This window comes from Rossellomorea vietnamensis (genome assembly GCF_025398035.1).
GTDB lineage: Bacteria > Bacillota > Bacilli > Bacillales > Bacillaceae_B > Rossellomorea > Rossellomorea vietnamensis_B.
Genome location: NZ_CP104558.1, coordinates 851488 through 872472, shown reverse-complemented (window position 1 = coordinate 872472; position 20985 = coordinate 851488). Strand labels below are relative to the sequence as shown.

Here is a 20985-nt window from a genome sequence, read left to right as displayed (position 1 = left end):
CTGCGGGGTCTCAACTTTCCCGCAATTCCCGCAGGAGTCGAGCACCTTCCACTCCAATCAACTTTCCAAGCGAAAGCGTCTCACTATAATTGCTCCACCATTGCATACACCAACTTCAATTCTATTAGTTTCAGTGACGAATTTCAGTTAATCACACACATACTCTTTCTTATCTGATGTGAATGATCCATACTGCTCCGACATCCCGGGCCTAAGTTATTCTTGCTATAGCAATCAATGTATATAGCAGGTTCTAGCTGTTGATTGGAGTGCAAGACGAAGACTCCTACGGGAAAAGCGGAATAGGTAAGACCCCGCAGGAACGTCAGTGACGAGGAGGCTTACCTTCCGCCCGAGGAAAGCGAAGTCTTGCACGGAAATCAACAGCGGTGTAACAAGTGATCCTAACTATTTGTTTGATTGTGCGTCTTTAGAGCAACTGGAATTAGTTATGTTCCATCTTCATTTGCGCAATATGAATGTGTTCCGATTGATAATCTCTTCAATACAGTAGTGATTTAAAGAGAAAAGTGATAAACTGATAGAGTAAATGATATGAATATGCTGCATCGGTAATAGATGATTGATCCTAATGAAGAGAATATGCTTCAACAATAGATGTTGCAAATAATGATTGAAGGGGTGTAATGAATGAAGGAACAGCTTTCATGGAAAGTTGGCGGACAGCAAGGTGAAGGTATTGAGAGTACAGGTGAAATCTTTTCCATGGCCCTCAATCGCCTTGGGTATTTCTTATATGGTTACCGCCATTTCTCCTCCCGTATTAAAGGTGGACATACAAACAATAAGATTCGTGTAAGCACCACACAAGTACGTGCGATTGCGGACGATTTAGATATTTTGGTTGCATTTGACCAGGAAACGATTGATGTGAATTACAAAGAATTACATAGCGATGGCGTTATTATAGCCGATGCAAAGTTCAAACCTGTGAAACCTGAAGATACTGATGCTTCCCTTTATATTGTTCCCTTCACTGAATTAGCGACGGAGCTCGGGACTTCCCTCATGAAGAACATGGTGGCAGTGGGGGCTACCTGTGCCGTTCTCAATCTAGATCCACTTGTTTTCAAGGAAGTAGTGGAAGAGATCTTTGGTCGCAAAGGTGAAACGGTCGTTGAGAAAAATATGGAAGCGGTCAAGCAGGGATTTGCGGCGATGAAAGCAGAACTCGGTGACAAGGTAGGTTCCCTGCAACTGAAAGAAGCAGACGGGAATAAACGTATGTTTATGATCGGAAACGACGCCATAGCTCTGGGTGCACTCGCAGGAGGCGTTCGATTGATGGCGGCTTATCCGATTACGCCGGCATCTGAAATCATGGAGTATCTCATCAAGAAGCTGCCGATGGTCGGCGGGACCGTCATCCAAACGGAGGATGAAATCGCAGCTGCCACAATGGCAATCGGGGCGAACTACGGAGGTATCCGTTCCTTCACGGCTTCAGCAGGACCAGGGCTTTCACTTATGATGGAAGCGATCGGGCTATCCGGAATGACAGAACAGCCGCTTGTTGTGGTGGATACGCAGCGCGGGGGACCGTCTACAGGGTTGCCTACGAAACAGGAACAATCCGATTTAATGGCGATGATTTACGGTACTCACGGTGAAATTCCTAAAATCGTCCTGGCACCAAGTACCGTTCAGGAAGCGTTTTATGATACAGTGGAAGCTTTTAACCTGGCGGAAGAGTATCAATGCCCGGTCATCATTCTTTCGGATCTACAACTTTCTTTGGGTAAACAAACTGTAGAACCCCTTGATTACAGTAAAGTGGAAATACGCAGAGGTAAGCTTGCGGCTAATGAATCTGAATTAGAAGAATTAGAACCAAAGAAATATTATAAGCGCTTTGAAGTGACGGAAGATGGGGTATCACCTCGCGTCATCCCCGGAATGAAAAATGGGATCCATCATGTTACAGGCGTTGAGCACGATGAAACCGGAAAGCCATCCGAATCTCCTGTGAACAGACAGGCCCAGATGGATAAACGTATGCGCAAACTTGAGAATATCAAATTCCAAAATCCAATACACACACATGCCCCTCATGAAGAGGCTGACTTGTTATTAGTAGGTTTCAACTCTACACGCGGGGTAATTGAGGAATCGATGGGTCGTTTGGAAGCTGATGGATTGAAAGTGAATCATGCTCATATCCGTTTGATCCATCCTCTTCCGTCCGATGAATTGGAGCCACTTATGCATTCAGCGAAGAAGGTGGTTGTAGTTGAAAATAACGCTACCGGTCAATTAGCCAACATTATTAAAATGAATGTAGGCTTCGGGAATAAAATCGTTAAAATGACAAAGTATGATGGAACACCATACTTACCAAATGAAATTCATTCAAGATGTAAGGAGTTGAACTGATCCATGGCTACCTTCAAAGATTTCAGGAATAATGTGAAACCAAACTGGTGTCCTGGATGTGGGGACTTCTCGGTACAGGCTGCGATCCAACGGGCTTCTGCCAATGTGGGACTTGATCCGGAACAGTTAGCGGTCGTTTCAGGGATCGGATGTTCAGGACGTATATCCGGATACATCAATTCTTACGGCTTTCACGGAATCCATGGGCGGTCACTTCCAATTGCCCAGGGATTGAAAATGGCCAATAAAGACTTGACCGTCATCGCTTCAGGCGGGGATGGGGATGGATTCGCCATCGGTCTTGGGCATACGATCCATGCCATTCGCCGGAATGTGGATGTCACATACATTGTAATGGACAATCAAATTTATGGATTAACAAAAGGACAAACGTCACCGCGTTCGTCTGCCGGTTTCAAAACCAAGTCTACGCCACAGGGATCGATCGAACAGGCGCTTTCCCCGATGGAAATGGCCCTTTCGGCAGGAGCAACCTTTGTCGCTCAAAGCTTCTCTTCTGACTTGAAAGAACTGACGGCCTTGATCGAAGCGGGACTTAACCATAAAGGTTTCTCCCTAATCAATGTGTTCAGCCCTTGTGTCACATATAATAAAATCAATACGTACGATTGGTTTAAAGAGAACCTTACAAAGCTCGCTGATGTAGAAGGTTATGACCCTTCAAATCGGGAGCAGGCCATGAATACACTCATGGAGAAGGATGGACTGGTTACTGGTTTGATTTATCAAAACAATGAACAGCCATCGTACCAAGACCTGGTGTCAGGTTATTCCGAAGAGCCTCTCAGTACTCATGATTTAAGATTAGATGAAAGTAAATTTGATGAATTAGTGAAAGAATTTATGTAATGGAAGAAACCGGACTCCTTTTTTAGGGGCCCGGTTTGTTTTTTAATTTATTGATTTCTTCATTCAAGAGGGAATTGGTGAATTGAAGGTGGTGGATGGTATTTTCATACTTTTTCAGAGTGTCTTTCGTGGCGATGGAATCTTCTTCACCGGTTACGAATACTTTATCCTTCAAGTCTTTGATGTTCATTCTGACGGATTGAAGTGAACGGGTAAAGACGTTTTTATCCTCCTGCATTCTTTTTAATTTTTTCTGTAACCCTTGAATGGATGACTCATTATCCTTCTGAACTTGCCCTGCACGTTCCAGATCTTCTTTTTGTCGCTTGTTGACCGATTCATATAGTATCTTGGATTCCATCAGAAGATTATGTGACTCATATAACTCGACCTCATTTGAGTATAGGCGATTTATTAACATTTCATTGTCAGATAGGAGACAATGAATAGTGTCTTCATTAAAACATTTCTCCATAAGCAATTGGTGCTCCCGTAACGCCACCTCTATTCTCACTTCTTCAAGTAGCGCCTCAAGCTCCCATATTTGGATTTCTTTTTTATATAATTGTTTTTGTACTTCTTGGTTAGCCTTTAGTAGAAGATCCTTCTCTTTTAATAAGTAACTGTTCTCAACTTGTAAGGACAGGTTTTCGTGTTCAAGGGAACTTCTTGAATCAAGGATGTGTTCTGTTTGTTTCTTTGTATTCGATACATAATGATTCGTGAATGTCCGTAGTTGGTCCTTGACCTGGTTCAGGATGTACCGGAGCTTTTTCACTTCTCTTTCCTGTGCAGATAAAAGGGCTTGATATCTTGAGGTTTCCGTGTTTCTTTCATAAGCCTGGATTTCAAGCTCCTGAAGATAGGTTTGTATCCGGCTTTGTAATAGGTCGTTTTCTTTTTTGATGGCAACATAATGTTGAGCACGGCTTCCGTTTTCTAATCTTTCACATTTCTTTTTGTACTTTTCCATTTCAGATTTGTAATGGATGATTTGCTGCTGGAGCTGGATGTTCGAAAGTTGTCTCATGTACGTAAGCTCCTTTCGGCACTTTTTTCTAATATGTATATGTAAGGATCAAGATGAACGGTATTTGTCCATGAAAGAAGCCATGTAAACTTCCCAGCGTTTACATGGCTTTTATATATAATTAATATCATTGCAATGATAGTCGATTGTTCACGTTCGTAATATTCATTTAAAGGAAGCAGCGTAACCATTAAAGTTGATTCACACTATATATGAATGTTTAAGTTAAATCGTAATGATCAAGATGTTGCATATTTATTCAATTTGTTTATTACATTCCTCCTTTCCTTTTGATATATGATATGACGGTCTTGATGCTGATGTACTGTCAAACGTCTATAGAATCAGCCTATTTTTCATTTAGATTCAAAAAACTATTAATTCGCCTATTAATTTTTTTTTGAATAAATAGGTGTTTACTCTATACCAAATTCTTTCTCGTCCATAGGATATAGTGTGATATAAATATTCATTAACAGAAAGGAAGATTTGTTTGAAGAAGCGTAAACAAATTAGGGGTTCCCAGACTCCTACACCATCTCCGTCACCGATTCCATTGGATCCCAATGATTTAGCACCGGAATGTATCCGCGTAGACAAAGTATATGACTGGGTGTTCTTCGCGAATAGATACGAGAATAAGAATTTCATTCCAGATGAAGCATGTCGTGCGGCAGTAAGTGCAGCATTAGCAGCGGGTCAAAGAGTAGAAGTTCAGACTGCACCAGTAAATCCAGCAGATGTCAGCGTTTCCGGTTCAATTATTGAAAACGGAAACCCAGGGAAGGTTCTAATCGTGTGGACAGTTCCTGTTGAAGTAACGATTCTTATTGCAGGAGTAGCAGAATGCTCCTTCACTGTACGTACTCAATTCACAGATGAAATCATGCTTTGTGTACCGGTAGGAATTACGAATGCGAACTTAAACATCAGAGCAACACAGGTCATTGCCACATCGGGTGGAGTGTTAATGGGTCCAGATCCATTCGGTCCGATGATTCCTTTAAAAGTCGTATTGTGTAAAGATGTTCAAGTTGAATATCCAGTTAAACTTGAAGTATTAGCTAAGTTCTGTTTCCCACGTCCGAACAATATCCCTGTGCCGGAAGAAAGACTTCAGTGTGACCTGAGCTTACTGGAATTCCCGCGTCAATGCCCTGGATTATTCCCTGTGGCGAACTGTGAATGCCAGGCGACTGCACTTGCTAGAAACGAAGATACGGAAGCAACATTCGGTTCCGGCGGTACAGCTGACCTCGTAACAGGTCTATCTACTCTAAGAGCAGAAATCTGTCAAGAATGTTCTCTTGGAGACAGTACTTGGTCTTACTCCTTCACAGATACAGAAATCGGACCTACACCAGCTCCGACTGCTACAGGATTCCAACCTGACTTCAGCTTCACATTCGATCCATCTTCAATCGACAGAGTTACTTGTGGTACTGATGCCCTTACAGCAGTGGGTGAAGGAATCCGTTACTTTGACGGTGCACCAGAACAATTATTCTATGAATTGCAAATCTTTGATGCACCAACTGAAGGTTTCCGCTTGATTCTAAGAAATACAGCCAACGTTGTCATCTTTGATAGTGGCGTAGTAGATGCATTAGTCGAGTTTGGTGAGTGTGAAACATTCGCTGATTTACTTGGAGATATCGACGCCTAATTAAATGAGGGAGAGAGTGATCTCTCTCCTTTTTTTAACATGTAAATAAACTGTACATAAGATGTTACAAAAGGAAATTATGGAGGTGAGACAAGTGAGCGAGGAGGAATATAATTGGCAACCTGACACAGACGTCCCCGGAGTTATGAATGACCTTCATATGATCTCTGAAGAGCTGGAGTCTCTATATCATCATTATTCAACAAGAATTAAGAATGTGTCGGAAGAATTGTCCCGGGAAAGATCTAAACATAAGGTCTATCAGCTGGAAATTGCGGAGAATCATCACACCATCCAAATGCTGACAGAACAAATTGAATATTTGCTTCAAGAGGTAGAAGTAAGACATGAGCTTTATATTCGATTGCAACAGGATGTAAAGACTGAAACGATGACCGGCGAGGCACGGGGAAATAACCAATTGACCTACCGAGAAGAATTTATAAAAGAAATCAACAGTGAGGACAATCAATGGGAAGTTACGGATCATTTACTTCCTACATCCATCCCGGAAATCAGAGTGATTTATGAAAGTATCCAGAGTGACATGAAAATAATTCTCGAACAATTAAAAAATAAAGCCATTACCTTATTGATTGAAACGAACGAGTATTTTGTATCAGAGAAAAAAAAGTCCATTGAAGTTGAAATGTACCATACCGCTTTCGGTATACAACTGAAATGGTTACAACTTCAGAGAAGGAAATACATGGCTCGAAATAAAGAAAGGTGGTATACAGAAATGTGGAATTTTTTTTGGGGTAAAGAAGAGGGAAACAATCATCCTGAAATACTAAAGAAGCTTGATTTGATTGAAGAGCAATTGTTATCTTATTCAGTGAAATTCAACGAAGTGAAGGAATCACTGGAAAAAAATACAGAAAGAGAGGAAATGACTCAAAGATATATTCACAAGATGGGAGCTTTACAGGAGGAGATTAAGAAAATCGAAGGACTTTATGAAGATGAACTTCATTCGCTGAAAAATCAATTGGAAGAATTTAAACAAAGAGAAAAAGATCTTGAAAGACAAATTAGTTTATTAAATGAAAAATATACAGGAGAGCAAAAAGAAAAAAGTCAGCGTGAAGTGGAACTCGAACAGGAATTGAATCGGCTTAGAAAAGATCTCCATTCCCAATCCAATAAGAAAAACGAACTCTACAATAAGATGAAGCAGCAAAAGAAGCAAGCTCCACAGGTGAATCCTCAATTTGATGAATACGGGCATATTCCCATGGCTTCTGAAGCGAAACGGACCATGTTTAATCCAAATAAATATATGCGGTGATGTTGAAAGGGGGGATAATCATGCAATCCAAAGATCTGAACAAAATCTATAAGCAGAAAAAAAGTGTGCCCTTGGGCATTAAGAAAGAAGAAAGAATTCAAATGGAAGCCAAAAGAACGAAATTCAAGTATAAAGGCTGCGGGTGCAACGCCTAAAGAAATCGTGAAAATGTCTCAACGATTTTACAAAACCATTTTAATTGAAGTGAAAAAGGAACTGCCTAATGAAGGCTGTGGATTAATTTCAGGGTCAGGAAATGTATGTAAAACGATTTGGCCAACGAGAAATTCAGAGCCTACACCGTATTCCTTTGCGATCGACCCCGATGAACAGGATCAAGTTTTGGAACATATGGTTTTGAAAAGAGAGACGTTCATGGGGATCTATCACTCCCATCCTTATGGAATTCCTGTTCCCTCCAGGGACGATGTTGCCTACGCCCATCACCCAGAACTTTATTATTTCATAGCCGCTGTCGGAGGGGGGAAAGAGGAGCTAAGGTGTTACAAGATTCGTAATGGAAAGGTCAAGCACATCGATATATTGATTGAATGAAAGAGTGCGAATGCACTCTTTTTTTTATTGGGTAATGATACAAGCAATTGATCATTTTCTCCATATACTAATATTATCACTATCTGAATGAAAGAGGGGAACGACTTGAAAGTATCAATAATTATCCCATTCTATAATTGCGCTTATATTGACCAGGCGATCAATAGCGCACTTCGTCAAACCTATAAAGATATTGAAGTGATCGTAGTGGATGATGGTTCAACTCAATATGTTGAAAAAATACAACCCTTTAAAAGCAAAATTAAATATATTCGTAAGGAAAATGGTGGTACGGCTTCTGCTTTAAATGCCGGCTTAAGACATGCAACTGGAAGGTATTTTGCATGGCTGAGTTCAGATGATGTATTTGTGGAAAGCAAGATTGCAAGGCAAGTCGCTTACATGCAATCAAATGGGTCGAGAGTATCCTATACAGCATTTAAAACCATAAATAGTAATAATAAAATAGTGGACGAGATCCACTCAAGGAAAATGGGCAGGAGGTCATTTCAGAAGCTATTATTAAAGGGATGTCCAGTAAATGGTTGTACTGTTATCGCTGAAACCGATCTAATAAAGCAGGCAGGTTGGTTTGACGAGAGATTGAAGTATACGCAGGACTATGAAATGTGGTGCCGACTTTGTCTTTACACAACGATGGATTATTTAGATGAAGTCCTTGTATTATATCGAGTCCATCCCCAAATGGGGTCTATCAAACATGGCCCTAATATTGTGAAAGAAACTCAGTATGTCCAAAGGAAATATCAAAGTTTCTTTCAGATGGCAAGCAAGAAGAAAAAGCTCTAAATTAACAAAGAAACATCATTCAATTAGGATTTGGTAAATTGAATGATGTTTTTTTGTAGTCTGGGGTTAGAAGGAATAGGATGAATAGGTTTCTTTCATTCCTTTTTCAAAGGAGTAATATGGTTCCCAAGCTAATATACGTTTGGCCAATGTATTATCTAGACAACTATGCTTTATATCACCCTGTCTTTCATCCGAATGGAGGTAGTGGAATTCTTTATTGTGATATTTTTTTAATAGTGCAATTAATTGTAGGATGGAAGTCCTCTGGCCAGTACTTATCTGGAAAATCATATTCCTTCCTTTAATAGCTGCAGCAATATTTGCCTCCACCACATCTTGAACAAAAATATAATCACGGGTTTGCAGCCCATTTCCATGAACTTTTAAATCCTGGTTTTTTTGCAGTTTCTCATGAAATACCGCAATTACACCTCCTTCTCCTTTAGGCGTTTGCCTAGGACCGTAGACATTCCCGTAACGAAGGATAACGAATGGGGTTTTGAATGTATCGTGAAATAGTTTTATATAGCGTTCAGCTGTAAGTTTTGATAAGCCGTAAAACGACAAGGGAGACGGCTGCTGTGATTCGTTAATCAACTCACTTCCTGTATTTCCGTAAACCGCAGAAGTAGAAGAAAATACAAAATTTTTGACAGGATAATGTCTGCAAGCATCCAATAAATTCAGGGTTCCGGCAACATTGATATGCATATCTTCAATAGGGGAATGGATGGAACGGGATACATCCGCCTGAGCAGCTAAATGAAAGATATACTCCGGCTTTTCTTTTATAATCAGTTGATGTGCATCCGCCGATGAAATATCAAATTCATGAAAAACGGCAGAGGAATTTAAATATTCCTTTCGACCACTGCTTAAATTATCGATAACGTGTACACAATATCCTTTGCTAATTAGGGCATCGACTAAATGGGAGCCGATAAATCCTGCTCCTCCAGTAACAAGTGCTTTCAATGAACATCTCACCTTTACGCGTTTTTTAAAACCATATATAAATTTTCCTATTTTTAATCAGGTTAATTCTATAACCCTATGTCTTTTAACATTTTCATGAACTTATTACTATATTGTGTATAGCTGAACTGGGATCGTAAGTGAACTAACGCATTTTCAATAATGTATGTTCGTAGCGGGGTATTAAGCATCAACTCTTCTGCCTGCTTAACTGCATGGTTAATATTCCCGATTTGATAATACTTTCCTGATTTATTATGAATAATCATACTTCTGACTCCATCTGAATCTGTAGTAAGAACAGGACATTTGCAGCTCATGGCTTCTAATAAGGAGTAAGGGGCACCTTCTACCTTGGAAGTGGAGCAAAGAAATCCACCGGAATCACCTATCCTGGAGAAATATCCAGGCATTTGACTGTTCGGAACATTTTGTAATAATTGGACATGTTTATCTAGATTCAATCTACTTTTCAATAAAATAAACTCATTCCTTTCCTGTGGGGTAGATAAGCTTGGATCTTCAAACATATATAGGACAATATTTTTATTCTTTCTAATCATTTGGTGACCAATGTGTAAAAATTCACGCCAATTTTTGTTGTCTTCTAATCTACCAATCCATGCTATGATTGGCCTTTCAGGTTTAAGGTGCTTTTGGTAAGTGAAAGCTTTGTGATCGAAGCAATTATTAAATTCAAATATTGGCGTAGATTTGAAGAACTCTCTAAGGATTATCCCAATATGGGGTGTCTTTGGATAAAGTAGGGCATCACAATATTTTTGTACAAAAGGGATTGCGCGTTGTAATTGAGTTCTAGCCACACTTTTGGGACCAAACCCTTGAATTTCAAAAATGATTTTCCCCTTAAAGCCTAATTTTCTGAACCTTTCCATAGCAACAAAATCAGAAGTTATCACCATGGCTTTATATTGTCCTTTTTGCAATATGTTCTTAATCTCATTATCATTATTTGTAATGAAAACATTTGAGTCCTTATGATTTATTAAATTTCTCCGTTTACTATAATATAAAAAATCACAATGGATTCCCCTTTGTTTAAGGGCAATTGCTCTTTGTCTATTTAACGTTTCAACCCCACCGCTTGGTACGTAAAAGACGAATAATATTTTCATAGTTTATTCTCCAATCAGTGAATTTTTTGAAATAATATTCCTATTATTTTTATATGTACAACCAACCTGTTTGTAGAGGGCTAAGTGGTGACTATTTTTAAGAAAAGGCCCTATTTTTTTGAATTCATGTCAAAAAAGACAAAAAGTACATAGAATATTAGATATTAGATTATGAAATGAGGGGTATTATGAGTAAAGTGTATTTGGTGGGGGCAAAATTGAAATCGAAAATTTTAAATAACTGGGAGCTATATGAGCAAGGGATTATTTTAGAATTAGATGTGATAAATAAGAGTATCAAGCATAAAGTCAGTTACTTCTCACCTTCAGACGTATGTCCTTCAGTTAATCCTTCTATTTCGTTTACAGCGGCTACACTTTTCGAAAAAAAGTTATATGTAGGTACTCATACTGAAGTATTAACCTACAATAATAGATTTGAAATCGAAAATTATTTTTCATTACCTATGTTTAATGATATCCACCACGTAAAGCCCCGGGACAATGGTAATTTACTTGTCGTCAATACAGGGTTAGATATGGTGGTGGAAGTAACGAAATCGGGAGAAGTGGTTAGATATTGGAATGTTGCCGGAGAAAGTCCATGGGATCGGTTTAGTGAAACAATAGACTATAGAAAAATACCTTCTACGAAGCCCCATAAATCACATCCAAACTTTGTATTTGAACTAGAGGGAGACATATGGGTAACCAGATGCCTTCAAAAAGATGCAATTTGCCTAAACGAGCCAAAGAAAAAGATTTCAATTGGTAGGGAATTGATTCACGATGGAGTAAGATTACTGGACAAAATTTATTTCACTCAGGTTGACGGAAGAATTGTCATTGTAGATGTCAATTCGCTGAAAGTTGAAAAGGAGATAGATCTTGTTAAAATAACCCCGGGAAATCAAAAAATAGGCTGGTGCAGAGGGATAATGCCATTAAAAAATAATATGGTGCTGGTTGGCTTTTCGAGGGTAAGGCCATCAAGAGAAGTCATGCCGGATGGAACTGTTAAATGGAAAGGGCAATACGGCCACTCGCCTACAAGACTTGCATGTTATGATTTAAGTTGTCATAAATTAATATGGGAGTTAAACTTAGAAAAATTTAATATGAATGCGATTTATTCAATCAATTAAAAAAAAGGAAGGTTATACTTTTGTATTTCCTTCCTTTTCTTAGAATTAAATATTCTTAAAACCAAGGGAACGAAGCATAATATTAAAGTTTGAAGCATATCGTTCTGAACTAAAATTCTCTCTAATATGAGTGGATGCATTTTGGATGATTTTTTTCCTTAAGGATAAATCACTCATTAACTCAATGGATTGCATATATGCATCTTTTATATTTCCTATCTGATAATACTTACCGGTAATATTGTGTATTACGGCTGCTCTAATTCCATTACAATCTGTGGTTAGAACGGGACAGTCAGAGGTCATTGCTTCAAGTGCTACATAGGTTGTAGCACCTTCGTATTTTGAGGTAATACATAAAAAGCCACCTGAATTTCCTATTTTCATAAATTGTTCCTTCATTTCATCATTTTTAACATCAGTAAGCAGCATCAAGTTGTTACCAAATCCCAGTTCCTCAATTTTCTTTTTAAATTCATTACGATCATTTGGGGTAGAAAGCACTGGATCAACAAACATACATAGTTTTATATTGGAATTATATTCAATTAATTTTTTTCCTAAAAGGAGAAATTCTCTCCAATTTTTATTTTCTTGTATTCTGCCAATCCATGCTACATAGGGGGATTTAGGGGATGTGATATTCGCGTTAGCAGAATTAGATGTTACGTTTATACAATTGTTATAGCTGTATCTCGGTAGTGCGGGAAGAAGCTTTTTAGTTAATTCAATTATATAGGGGGTTACAGGTGTCAATATACCTTTTGCCTGGGTCATTATTGTTTTATTTCCGTTTATCAACATATTCTTAAGGTCTTCATACTGACCACCTTGAATTTCAAATATAAATGGACCTTTATAACCCAAATTTCTTAAGCGTGGCATCGCTTGGTAAGCAGACGTAACCACAACTAAATCATAATTTCCTTTAGAAATAATATTTTTTATCTCCATGTCATTATTAGTGATATACACCGGAGCTCCGTGGTCATTAATACCACTTTTCTCATTTTGAAAATATAAAAACTCGCAATGAAAATCTTTAAGAGCTACATTTCTTTGACGATTAAGAGTTTCTACTCCTCCACTTGGAAGGTGAAATACAAATAAAATTTTCAATCGTATCATCCTTTCGGAATTCAGAGCGATTTTCAAGATATTCATAATATATGTAACCGGATAAAATAAGTTTCCCAAATGATTAACAAATCTAATTAGTTGTCCATATACTAAATTAGTGGTTTCGGGAAGAAATTAAAATAGAATACTTTTCTATAAGGGGAGGATACAGATGAACAAATCACTGGCTGTAGTTATAACTACAACATTTGGCAGGGAAAACGTTCTTCATTGGGTCGTAAAACACCTTTGTAAGGATGTGAAAGGAAAATTCCATTTATATATTTACAATGATCATGCATTACCTCTGAACCAAAGTTTAACCACGTTAATTTACAAACAACAAAAAAGGAAAGACGTTAAACTATTCTTATTTAATGATACCGGTAAATTAAACGGGGAAAAAATAGGATGTGGTGGCGCTCGTCATTTTTTATTTGAACAAGCGAAGATTAACAATCACAACATCATCGTATCTTTAGATGATGATATGCAATTAATGCCTAACTGGATGGATAATATCATTCATGCAATGAAGGTATTTCCAAACCACTGTGTATTTACTGGAATAGTAAAAGGCAAAAGTGGTGATATCCAACATGCAGGGTCGAATATGCAAATAATCAATAAAACTTTATATCGTTCAGAAAATAAAAAAGTTACACCGAATTTTTCAAAAACTGAATGGGGACCGATGGGTTGTATGGCATTTTGTCGATCCGCATTATCAAAAGATATTGTTGTCCCTTCGTTATATATTAGGGACGATGCAGCATTCTATCTGCTTCTCAAAAAAATGGGCATTAACGAGACAATCGTTGTCCCTAATGCCCACGCCATTCATAAGCCTATACCCGTACCGAACTCAAACTTAAGAATTCCGGAAGAAATGGCAAAAGAGGTTATTTGGTTTAGAGATACCCATGGAATAGAGCTGGGTTACTAGACACTCTTAAACAATTTAGAAAAAGCAGTGTCAACTAACATTTAGAATGGAGCAATTTATTTAGGCACATTAAGCTTTCTTTCTTTCGGATATAGCTTGATCATAAATTTTGATTAACTTTTTTATTGCTTTTTCTTGAGACCAAAATGTCATTGCCCATTTCTGAGCATTCTGACCTAAAACTTCTCGAAATGATTCATTTTCAAGTAATTCATTAATAGCGTTTGTCAGGTGTTGTGGATTTCCAGCTTTAGTGATTATGCCAGTAGAACGATGTTTAATCATTTCCGGAAGTCCACCTGCATCACTCACGATTACGGCCTTTCCTAATAGTTGAGCTTCGATAACTGAAAGCGGTTGATTTTCAAAAAGGCTGGGCAATACAAAAATGTCGCTTTTTGACAATAAAGAAGGAACATCCTTTCTACTACCCCAAAAAATGACTTCGTTATTTAATTTAAGGTCGTTTACTTGCTTTTGCAATGAAGTGAATTTAACCCCATCTCCCACTATCCAACATACCCAATCTTCTCGAGTTTGTTTCAACATTTGAAGAGAGGAGATTAAAAAGTGTACTCCTTTTAATTCTACTAAACGACCAGTAAATATAATGACTTTTTTTCCGAATGGGGCAGAAATCGAGGATTGTCCTTTGAGTTTATTAAAAAAATTCTTGATGTCATACCCATAGTGAAGGATTTTAATATTCTTTCCCGGAGCTTTATATTCGAAAATCAATTTATTTTTCAACCATTCATTGGCAACTATCGTATATTCCGCGGAGGAAGCCCCATCATATTCGATTTGATCGAAATATTTATAAGCAAGTTGTGAAGTAGGGGATTTTTTTATATGGAAGTGTTTTAATTCATGAGCGACACTCCCATGTAGACTGGCAACAAGTGCTGTTTTTTGTGGACGAACCTTGTTTACTATTCCCGTTGAGAATACATCTTGGGTATGAATTAAATCGTACTGGTTTATGTCCAGTTTTCTTAAAGAGGATTCATAAAATTGGATGAGAGCCTGATACCTTTTTACAAAGAAGTCAGTAGTGGTAACCGATTTGTTCTTCTCCGAGTTAAGGATATTTATATCTCCAATATATTTTTCATTTTTATTAAAAATATAGATAAAATCCTGATTTTCTCCAGAGCCTAATAAATCCACTTCGTGTCCTAAAGAAGTTAGTTCTTTCCTTAGCTGCTGCATATAATTCCATAATCCTCCAAGATGAGGGATTACAAAAAATGTAGCCAACAATATCTTCATTTAATCATCAACTCCCTTATCTTTATCATTCTTATCAGTCTATTCATCGTAGGAACTGGGCATGAGCCTTTTTTTGCAAACTAGTTATATATAGGAGACAAGTTTATTTAAGACATCATAAATATAGTAATGAAAGAAATAAAGGGGGGAATGGTTTGAAAATACTCACAATATTGGGGACGAGACCTGAAATCATAAGGTTGAGTGTCATCATCAAAAAGTTGGACCTACTCTTGGATAGTCATGTATTAGTTCACACTGGACAAAATTTCAGCAGTCAATTATCTGATGTTTTCTTTAACGAACTCAATATACGGCGGCCTGATTACGTTTTGTCTAATAAGGAAAACAGCTTAGGGGGGCAACTATCCTTACTATTTAAGGAGCTTGAAAAAATACTGATTAAAGAAGAACCTGAGAAAGTACTTTTATTAGGGGATACCAATAGTGGTCTAAGTGCTATTTTAGCTGAACGTTTAGGGATACCGGTTGTCCATTTAGAAGCAGGAAACCGTTGCTTCGATCTAAACGTGCCAGAGGAGAAAAACAGGAAAATAATCGATGCAATTTCAACTTATAATCTTGTATATACATCAAATAGTAAAGAGAATTTAATAAGAGAAGGAATGCATCCCAGTAGAATTTTCAAAACTGGAAATCCTATTTTTGAAGTGATCAGCTTTTTCGAGAAGGAAATTGAAAAAAGTGAAATTTTAAAAGAGGTAAAGGTAAATGAGAAAGATTATTTTCTGGTTACGGTTCACAGAGCCGAAAATGTAGACAATCCCCAAATATTAAATCAAATTATAGACGCATTAAACGTTCTTGCCAGTACTTACAATAAAAGAATTATTGTAAGTACTCATCCCAGGACACGTTCTAAAATGAATAGTTTAATTGAGAATAACTTGCATGATTTGGTGGAACTATATGAACCTTTTGGTTTTTTTGACTTTGTGAAATTAGAGAAGAATGCTTTTCTAGTATTGACAGATAGCGGTACGGTTCAAGAAGAATGTTGTATTTTTCAAGTTCCTACAGTGACGATGCGCAAAACCACTGAAAGGCCGGAAACAGTAGATTGCGGAAGTAATTTCATTTCCGGAGTCATTGCAGAAAATATAGTTAATGGCGTTAAAGTAATGACATCCAGAACGATTGGGTGGGATTGTCCCTCGGATTATCTAGATCTGAGTGTATCTGAAAAAGTAATTAATATTATTTTAGGAGGTTCTAAAATTGTTTCCGAATAAAATTATTTTAGTAACGGGTGGCACAGGGTCTTGGGGACAAGAATTAATTACCCAATTACTATCTAAAGGACCTAAAGAAATACGTATATTTTCACGAAATGAAACAAGTCAGGTCGCAATGAAACATAAGTTTGAAAACAATGCTAAACTAAAATTTATTATTGGGGACGTGAGGGATAAAGATGCTGTATTGGATGCATGTGATGGGGTGGATTATATATTTCATTTAGCAGCACTCAAGCATGTTCCAGTATGTGAATTTCAACCTCTTGAAGCGTTAAAGACAAATGTGTTAGGAACTCAAAATATCATTGATGCAGCTATTGAAAAAGATATTGAAAAAGTAATCAATATATCGACTGATAAAGCTGCAAATCCTTCAAATTTCTATGGCTACACTAAAGCTATGGCGGAGAAACTTATAATAAATGCAAATCTATTAACAAATAAGACTAAGTTTGTATGTGTTAGAGGCGGAAATGTACTGGGAACCAGTGGAAGTGTTATACACTTATTCAAACATGATATCAAATCAAAGAATAAAGTTAGAATAACAGATAAGAAAATGACTCGTTTCTTTTTGACAATAAAAGATGCAATTTCCTTACTATTCAAAGCAACCTATGAAAGTCATGGCGGAGAAATTTTCGTCATGAAGATGCCAACTTTTAAAATTATTGAATTGGCTCACGTGTTGATTGATGAATACTCTCCTAATAAGGAGGTAAACATTGAAGAAATCGGTATTAGGCCAGGTGAAAAGCTACATGAATTATTATTGACCGAATTTGAAAGTCAAAACACAGTAGTTTACGATAATGAATATTTTGTTATTCTTCCCACCATCCCTAACAATGGGTTGTTAGAATACTATCAGTCCTATCCAAAAGTTGATTTAGAGACGTATTCGTCCAAAGATAATATTATAGATTATGACCAGATCAAGACAATGCTTAAAGATGGAGGTTTTCTAGAATGAAAGTTTTCGTTCTAGGTGGCCAAGGCATGGCTGGTCATGTCATTGTTGACTATATGAAAAGGTGTGGTCATGAAGTTCTGTATTCTGTGAGAAATGGTGATTCAGAAGGAATTGCCTTAGACGTCAGGAATCTTGAAAGTGTCAATGAAGTATTGACGAAGTATAAGGCTGAAATAGTTATAAATGCTACCGGTCTCCTTAATGGAAATGCGGAATCCCATGTTATGGAAGCAATCCAGGTGAACAGTCTTTTGCCTCATGCATTGGTGAAGACGGTGAATAAATACGGTGGTAAACTTATCCACATAAGTACAGATTGTGTGTTTTCAGGGAGGAAAGGCGAGTATAAAGAACTGGACCTTAAAGACGGTTTGAACGTTTATTCGAAAACAAAATCACTCGGGGAGATTGATGAATTTCCTCACCTGACCATTCGTACCTCGATCATAGGTCCTGAAATAAAAAAGAATGGAATCGGCCTTTTACATTGGTTCATTCAGCAGACTGGCCGAATAGAGGGGTATCAAAACGCATATTGGAATGGCGTTACTACACTCGAGTTAGCCAAGGCAATCCAAGATTTCATAATTCAAAACATTTCGGGTATCTATCATTTGAGTGTCGATCAAAAGATTTCAAAATATGACCTTCTCCTTCTCTTCAAAGAAGTATTCCATAAAAATGAAGTGGAAATTATTCCTGTTCAGGAACCAATCATAGATAAAACACTCATTCATACGAGAGATGATTACAAGTACCCCGTAAAACCTTATAGGGAAATGATCATTGAACTATATGAATGGATGGAAAGAAAATGAACAAAGTATTTCTCACAGGGGCGACCGGTTTCACTGGTCACCACGCATGTAAGTATTACATTAACAAAGGGTATGAAGTCTATGGTGCTGTTCGGAGCCACCACCGGCTAATAAATGGTGTTCAAAGTGAATTTTGCGATTTAATGAGTACGGAATCACTGAAGGAAGCACTTGAAAAAGTTCACCCTCGTTTTATTCTCCATCTTGCTGCTCAGAATCATAGCGGTCTATCATGGGAAGAACCCTTATCAACAATTAATACCAATGTGATAGGGACTTTGAACCTATTAGAAGCCGTTAAAAGTGTAGTTCCGCGAGCAGCTATTCTCATTACTGGCTCGGTCATCGAATATGACCCATGTGATTCCCTTCATCCCAATCACCCATATGGACTATCAAAGTACATTCAGACTCTATTATCAAGAAGCTGGTCCACGTTTTATGACCTGGATATACGGATTGCCAAGACGTCCAATTTAATCGGCCCCGGCCATTCCAATGGCATCTGCTCACTTGTGGCACAGAAATGTTTACAGTATCGGAAAGGGGAAACAGAAGGGTTTCAATTTCACAATATACTGGATCGTCGGGATTTCCTGGACGTAAGGGATGCAGTAAGGGCATATGATTCTATCTTGCAAAAGGGAAGAAAGAATGAGACCTACATCGTGGCCTCAGGGGAAACACATACATTATTAGAAGTGGCGAAAGAATTGAAGAGGCTGTCTCAAAGTGATCTTCCTTTAACCACGCAGCAGTTCCAACACATGCCGCAAGTTCAATATGTAATAGACAAACTTAAAAATCTCGATTGGAATCAGACCATACCCTTGAAGCAGAGTTTGAAAGATATCGTAGAGTATTATGAACAAGGTTAACCGTCAATCCCATGATAACTGAAACAATCAGCTATCATGGGATTTTAATTTAGAAGTAGATGTTGAACTTCTTAAATAAGTCATCAATATCCATTTTTCTTCTTTTTATATAGTGAGCCCTTTTTTGTAATACGCCATCTTTGATTACTTTTTTCTCTATGGTTGCTGCCGATCCATGAACAACCAGCGATTTGGCTTTCTTGATTCTTTTATCATCAAAATGAAGATAGGCCATCCTGAGTAAATTATAATATATTCCCTCATAGTTTACAGAGTACGGATGAGTTGTTCTAAACAGGTGCAGCACGGTTATATTCGGATCACAATGACATCGATATCCAAACAGCCAAAGTTTGAGGGATAATTCAACATCTTCATGGCCCCATGTGGAAAAGCCTGTTTCGAATCCACCTATATCATCAAACACTTGTTTTGAGATGATGATGCAGGCACCGGGTAGAATAGCCGTTTCAAATAGAGATCTTCGTTTCTGATGCCATTTAATCTTGAGTGAGGGAGTGAGGGACTGCCCGTATCCTTTTACGACGGGGTCTTGAATAGACCCGATGGCAGGGCATACAGCGTCACTTGTCCCCTTGACGATGTGGAAGATCAAACGATCAATCCAGAAATTTTCAAAGGTCATATGCGCATCACAGAATGCTAAATATGGGTGTCGGGCTCTCGCTGCTCCCATATTTCTGGCATTGGCTGGTCCCACCCCGTTTGTTCTAATGTACGTTACTTTGTCCCGATTTGGATAATTGGTTAAAAAATGACAGCATTGATCAGTTGAAGCATCATCAACGATAACGGCTTCCATCTCGATATTTGTGTTCATCGTGAACAAAGAGTCCAGAGTCATTTTCACATTCTTTCCTTCATTACGCACCGGGAAAATGATGGATACCTTTGGAGGCTTGTTTCCCATAATCTCGCTCCCTTAAACTGAAATATTCTACGTTAGTGTATGTATATGGGGATATTCCGTGAATAATGAAAGAGACTGCGACGAGTGTCGCAGTCCTATTTATCGTTTTAGAGAACAAATAAAAGAAGGGTTCGTAAGGACTTTTTTGTTATAAACAAGGGGGGTACCTGTCTCATATTCAATCACCTGTCCATATGCTTCCTCCACGATCATCTGACCCGCAGCTGTATCCCATTCCATTGTAGGGGCGAGTCGGGGATAATAGTGTGCGCTTCCTTCTGCGATCAAACAAAACTTTAATGAGCTTCCAATCGAAGTGAATTCAAGTTTTCCTTCTTGCCGTTGAAGGTCGTCGATATACTCCCGAGTATCTTCCGAAAGATGGGATCTTGAAATCACAACTTTCTTTACACCTGATGAAACAGTGGTGATCTTTACCTGTTTTCTGTTTTCCGAAGAACTGACAGAAATGAGTTTATAGGCTCCTTGGTTCTCTTCCGCATAATACAGTGTATCTGTTACAGGTGCATAAACGATGCCGAGTATTGGTCTGTTTTCCTGGATAAGGGCAATATTGACCGTGAATTCGCCATTTTTCTTAATGAATTCTTTCGTCCCGTCCAGAGGATCCACGAGCCAAAAAGATGACCAGTTCTTTCTTTCATTGAAAGGGGTACTGGCTCCCTCTTCACTGAGTATAGGAATGGTGGGGAAGAGATTGCTTAATTCGGTTTGTATATGCGAGTGTGACAACTGATCTGCGACGGTGAGGGGGGACCGATCTTCTTTCTCATGGATCGTATAGGCATCTTCGTATACTTCCAATATTTTTTTTCCTGCCCCGATTGCAATTTCAATTATTTCATTCAGCATGTTTCATCAACTCCTCGTATCAAATTGAAATAACTTTTCAT

20 protein-coding genes are annotated in these 20985 nt (G+C 38.1%); 13 read left to right on the top strand and 7 right to left on the bottom strand.

The features are described from left to right. Positions 1–651 precede the first annotated feature (651 nt). Together N5C46_RS04550 and N5C46_RS04545 are read left to right on the top strand one after the other, a co-directional pair. A complete protein-coding gene (locus tag N5C46_RS04550; protein WP_261751115.1) occupies positions 652–2394 on the top strand; it encodes a 2-oxoacid:acceptor oxidoreductase subunit alpha in 1743 nt (580 codons plus the stop codon). A 3-nt stretch (positions 2395–2397) separates the two neighbouring features. After that, a complete protein-coding gene (locus N5C46_RS04545; protein ID WP_229597063.1) occupies positions 2398–3264 on the top strand; it encodes a 2-oxoacid:ferredoxin oxidoreductase subunit beta in 867 nt (288 codons plus the stop codon). 22 nt (positions 3265–3286) lie between these two features. Here N5C46_RS04545 and N5C46_RS04540 read toward each other — a convergent pair whose 3' ends face one another. Continuing rightward, on the bottom strand, positions 3287–4294 hold the full coding sequence (locus N5C46_RS04540) for a hypothetical protein (protein ID WP_261751114.1): 1008 nt from the start codon (positions 4292–4294) through the stop codon (positions 3287–3289). Positions 4295–4787: 493 nt separating this feature from the next. Here N5C46_RS04540 and N5C46_RS04535 point away from each other — a divergent pair, with 493 nt between their 5' ends. From N5C46_RS04535 to N5C46_RS04515, 5 genes are all read left to right on the top strand, one after another. Further along, complete coding sequence (locus N5C46_RS04535) at positions 4788–5960, top strand: BMQ_0737 family morphogenetic spore coat protein (RefSeq protein ID WP_261751113.1); 1173 nt, start codon at positions 4788–4790, stop codon at positions 5958–5960. A gap of 94 nt (positions 5961–6054) precedes the next feature. Continuing rightward, positions 6055–7251 (top strand): coiled-coil domain-containing protein, encoded by a 1197-nt coding sequence (locus N5C46_RS04530; protein ID WP_261751112.1) that lies wholly within the window; start codon positions 6055–6057, stop codon positions 7249–7251. A gap of 20 nt (positions 7252–7271) precedes the next feature. After that, positions 7272–7406, top strand: coding sequence for a hypothetical protein (locus N5C46_RS04525; RefSeq protein ID WP_261751111.1), 135 nt, complete (start codon positions 7272–7274; stop codon positions 7404–7406). A gap of 13 nt (positions 7407–7419) precedes the next feature. After that, the gene (locus tag N5C46_RS04520; RefSeq protein ID WP_261751110.1) at positions 7420–7806 is read left to right on the top strand and encodes a M67 family metallopeptidase; all 387 of its coding nucleotides are present in this window, start codon (positions 7420–7422) and stop codon (positions 7804–7806) included. Between the two features lie 105 nt (positions 7807–7911). Next, positions 7912–8616 (top strand): glycosyltransferase family 2 protein, encoded by a 705-nt coding sequence (locus tag N5C46_RS04515; RefSeq protein ID WP_261751109.1) that lies wholly within the window; start codon positions 7912–7914, stop codon positions 8614–8616. 66 nt (positions 8617–8682) lie between these two features. Here N5C46_RS04515 and N5C46_RS04510 read toward each other — a convergent pair whose 3' ends face one another. After that, the gene (locus N5C46_RS04510) at positions 8683–9594 is read right to left on the bottom strand and encodes an NAD-dependent epimerase/dehydratase family protein (RefSeq protein ID WP_261751108.1); all 912 of its coding nucleotides are present in this window, start codon (positions 9592–9594) and stop codon (positions 8683–8685) included. Positions 9595–9662: 68 nt separating this feature from the next. Then, positions 9663–10730 (bottom strand): glycosyltransferase family 4 protein, encoded by a 1068-nt coding sequence (locus tag N5C46_RS04505; protein WP_261751107.1) that lies wholly within the window; start codon positions 10728–10730, stop codon positions 9663–9665. Positions 10731–10918: 188 nt separating this feature from the next. On the opposite strand from N5C46_RS04505, the gene N5C46_RS04500 reads away from it, so the two are divergent. Continuing rightward, the gene (locus N5C46_RS04500; protein ID WP_261751106.1) at positions 10919–11875 is read left to right on the top strand and encodes a hypothetical protein; all 957 of its coding nucleotides are present in this window, start codon (positions 10919–10921) and stop codon (positions 11873–11875) included. 45 nt (positions 11876–11920) lie between these two features. On the opposite strand, the gene N5C46_RS04495 is transcribed toward N5C46_RS04500, so the two are convergent. Continuing rightward, positions 11921–12994: a glycosyltransferase gene (locus tag N5C46_RS04495; RefSeq protein WP_261751105.1), complete on the bottom strand. Its 1074-nt coding sequence runs from the start codon at positions 12992–12994 to the stop codon at positions 11921–11923. A 172-nt stretch (positions 12995–13166) separates the two neighbouring features. On the opposite strand from N5C46_RS04495, the gene N5C46_RS04490 reads away from it, so the two are divergent. Continuing rightward, positions 13167–13940, top strand: a complete 774-nt coding sequence (locus tag N5C46_RS04490; RefSeq protein WP_261751104.1) for a glycosyltransferase — start codon at positions 13167–13169, stop codon at positions 13938–13940. Positions 13941–14009: 69 nt separating this feature from the next. On the opposite strand, the gene N5C46_RS04485 is transcribed toward N5C46_RS04490, so the two are convergent. Then, the gene (locus N5C46_RS04485) at positions 14010–15212 is read right to left on the bottom strand and encodes a glycosyltransferase family 4 protein (RefSeq protein WP_261751103.1); all 1203 of its coding nucleotides are present in this window, start codon (positions 15210–15212) and stop codon (positions 14010–14012) included. A 155-nt stretch (positions 15213–15367) separates the two neighbouring features. On the opposite strand from N5C46_RS04485, the gene wecB reads away from it, so the two are divergent. Genes wecB through N5C46_RS04465 form a run of 4 tightly spaced genes read left to right on the top strand, consistent with a single transcriptional unit; the run spans position 15368 to position 19140 of the window. Beyond that, on the top strand, positions 15368–16465 hold the full coding sequence (wecB, locus tag N5C46_RS04480; RefSeq protein ID WP_261751102.1) for a non-hydrolyzing UDP-N-acetylglucosamine 2-epimerase: 1098 nt from the start codon (positions 15368–15370) through the stop codon (positions 16463–16465). Next, positions 16452–17444, top strand: coding sequence for a polysaccharide biosynthesis protein (locus tag N5C46_RS04475; RefSeq protein ID WP_261751101.1), 993 nt, complete (start codon positions 16452–16454; stop codon positions 17442–17444). The genes wecB and N5C46_RS04475 overlap by 14 nt, the downstream gene beginning before the upstream one ends. Beyond that, entirely contained in the window at positions 17441–18262 is an 822-nt protein-coding gene (locus N5C46_RS04470; RefSeq protein ID WP_261751100.1) for a dTDP-4-dehydrorhamnose reductase family protein, read from the top strand. Before N5C46_RS04475 ends, N5C46_RS04470 begins: the two co-directional genes overlap by 4 nt. Further along, a complete protein-coding gene (locus N5C46_RS04465) occupies positions 18259–19140 on the top strand; it encodes an NAD-dependent epimerase/dehydratase family protein (protein ID WP_261751099.1) in 882 nt (293 codons plus the stop codon). Before N5C46_RS04470 ends, N5C46_RS04465 begins: the two co-directional genes overlap by 4 nt. A gap of 49 nt (positions 19141–19189) precedes the next feature. Here N5C46_RS04465 and N5C46_RS04460 read toward each other — a convergent pair whose 3' ends face one another. After that, the gene (locus N5C46_RS04460) at positions 19190–20071 is read right to left on the bottom strand and encodes a glycosyltransferase family 2 protein (RefSeq protein ID WP_261751098.1); all 882 of its coding nucleotides are present in this window, start codon (positions 20069–20071) and stop codon (positions 19190–19192) included. A 99-nt stretch (positions 20072–20170) separates the two neighbouring features. Next, on the bottom strand, positions 20171–20944 hold the full coding sequence (gene cysQ, locus N5C46_RS04455; protein ID WP_261751097.1) for a 3'(2'),5'-bisphosphate nucleotidase CysQ: 774 nt from the start codon (positions 20942–20944) through the stop codon (positions 20171–20173). Positions 20945–20985: the final 41 nt, after the last annotated feature.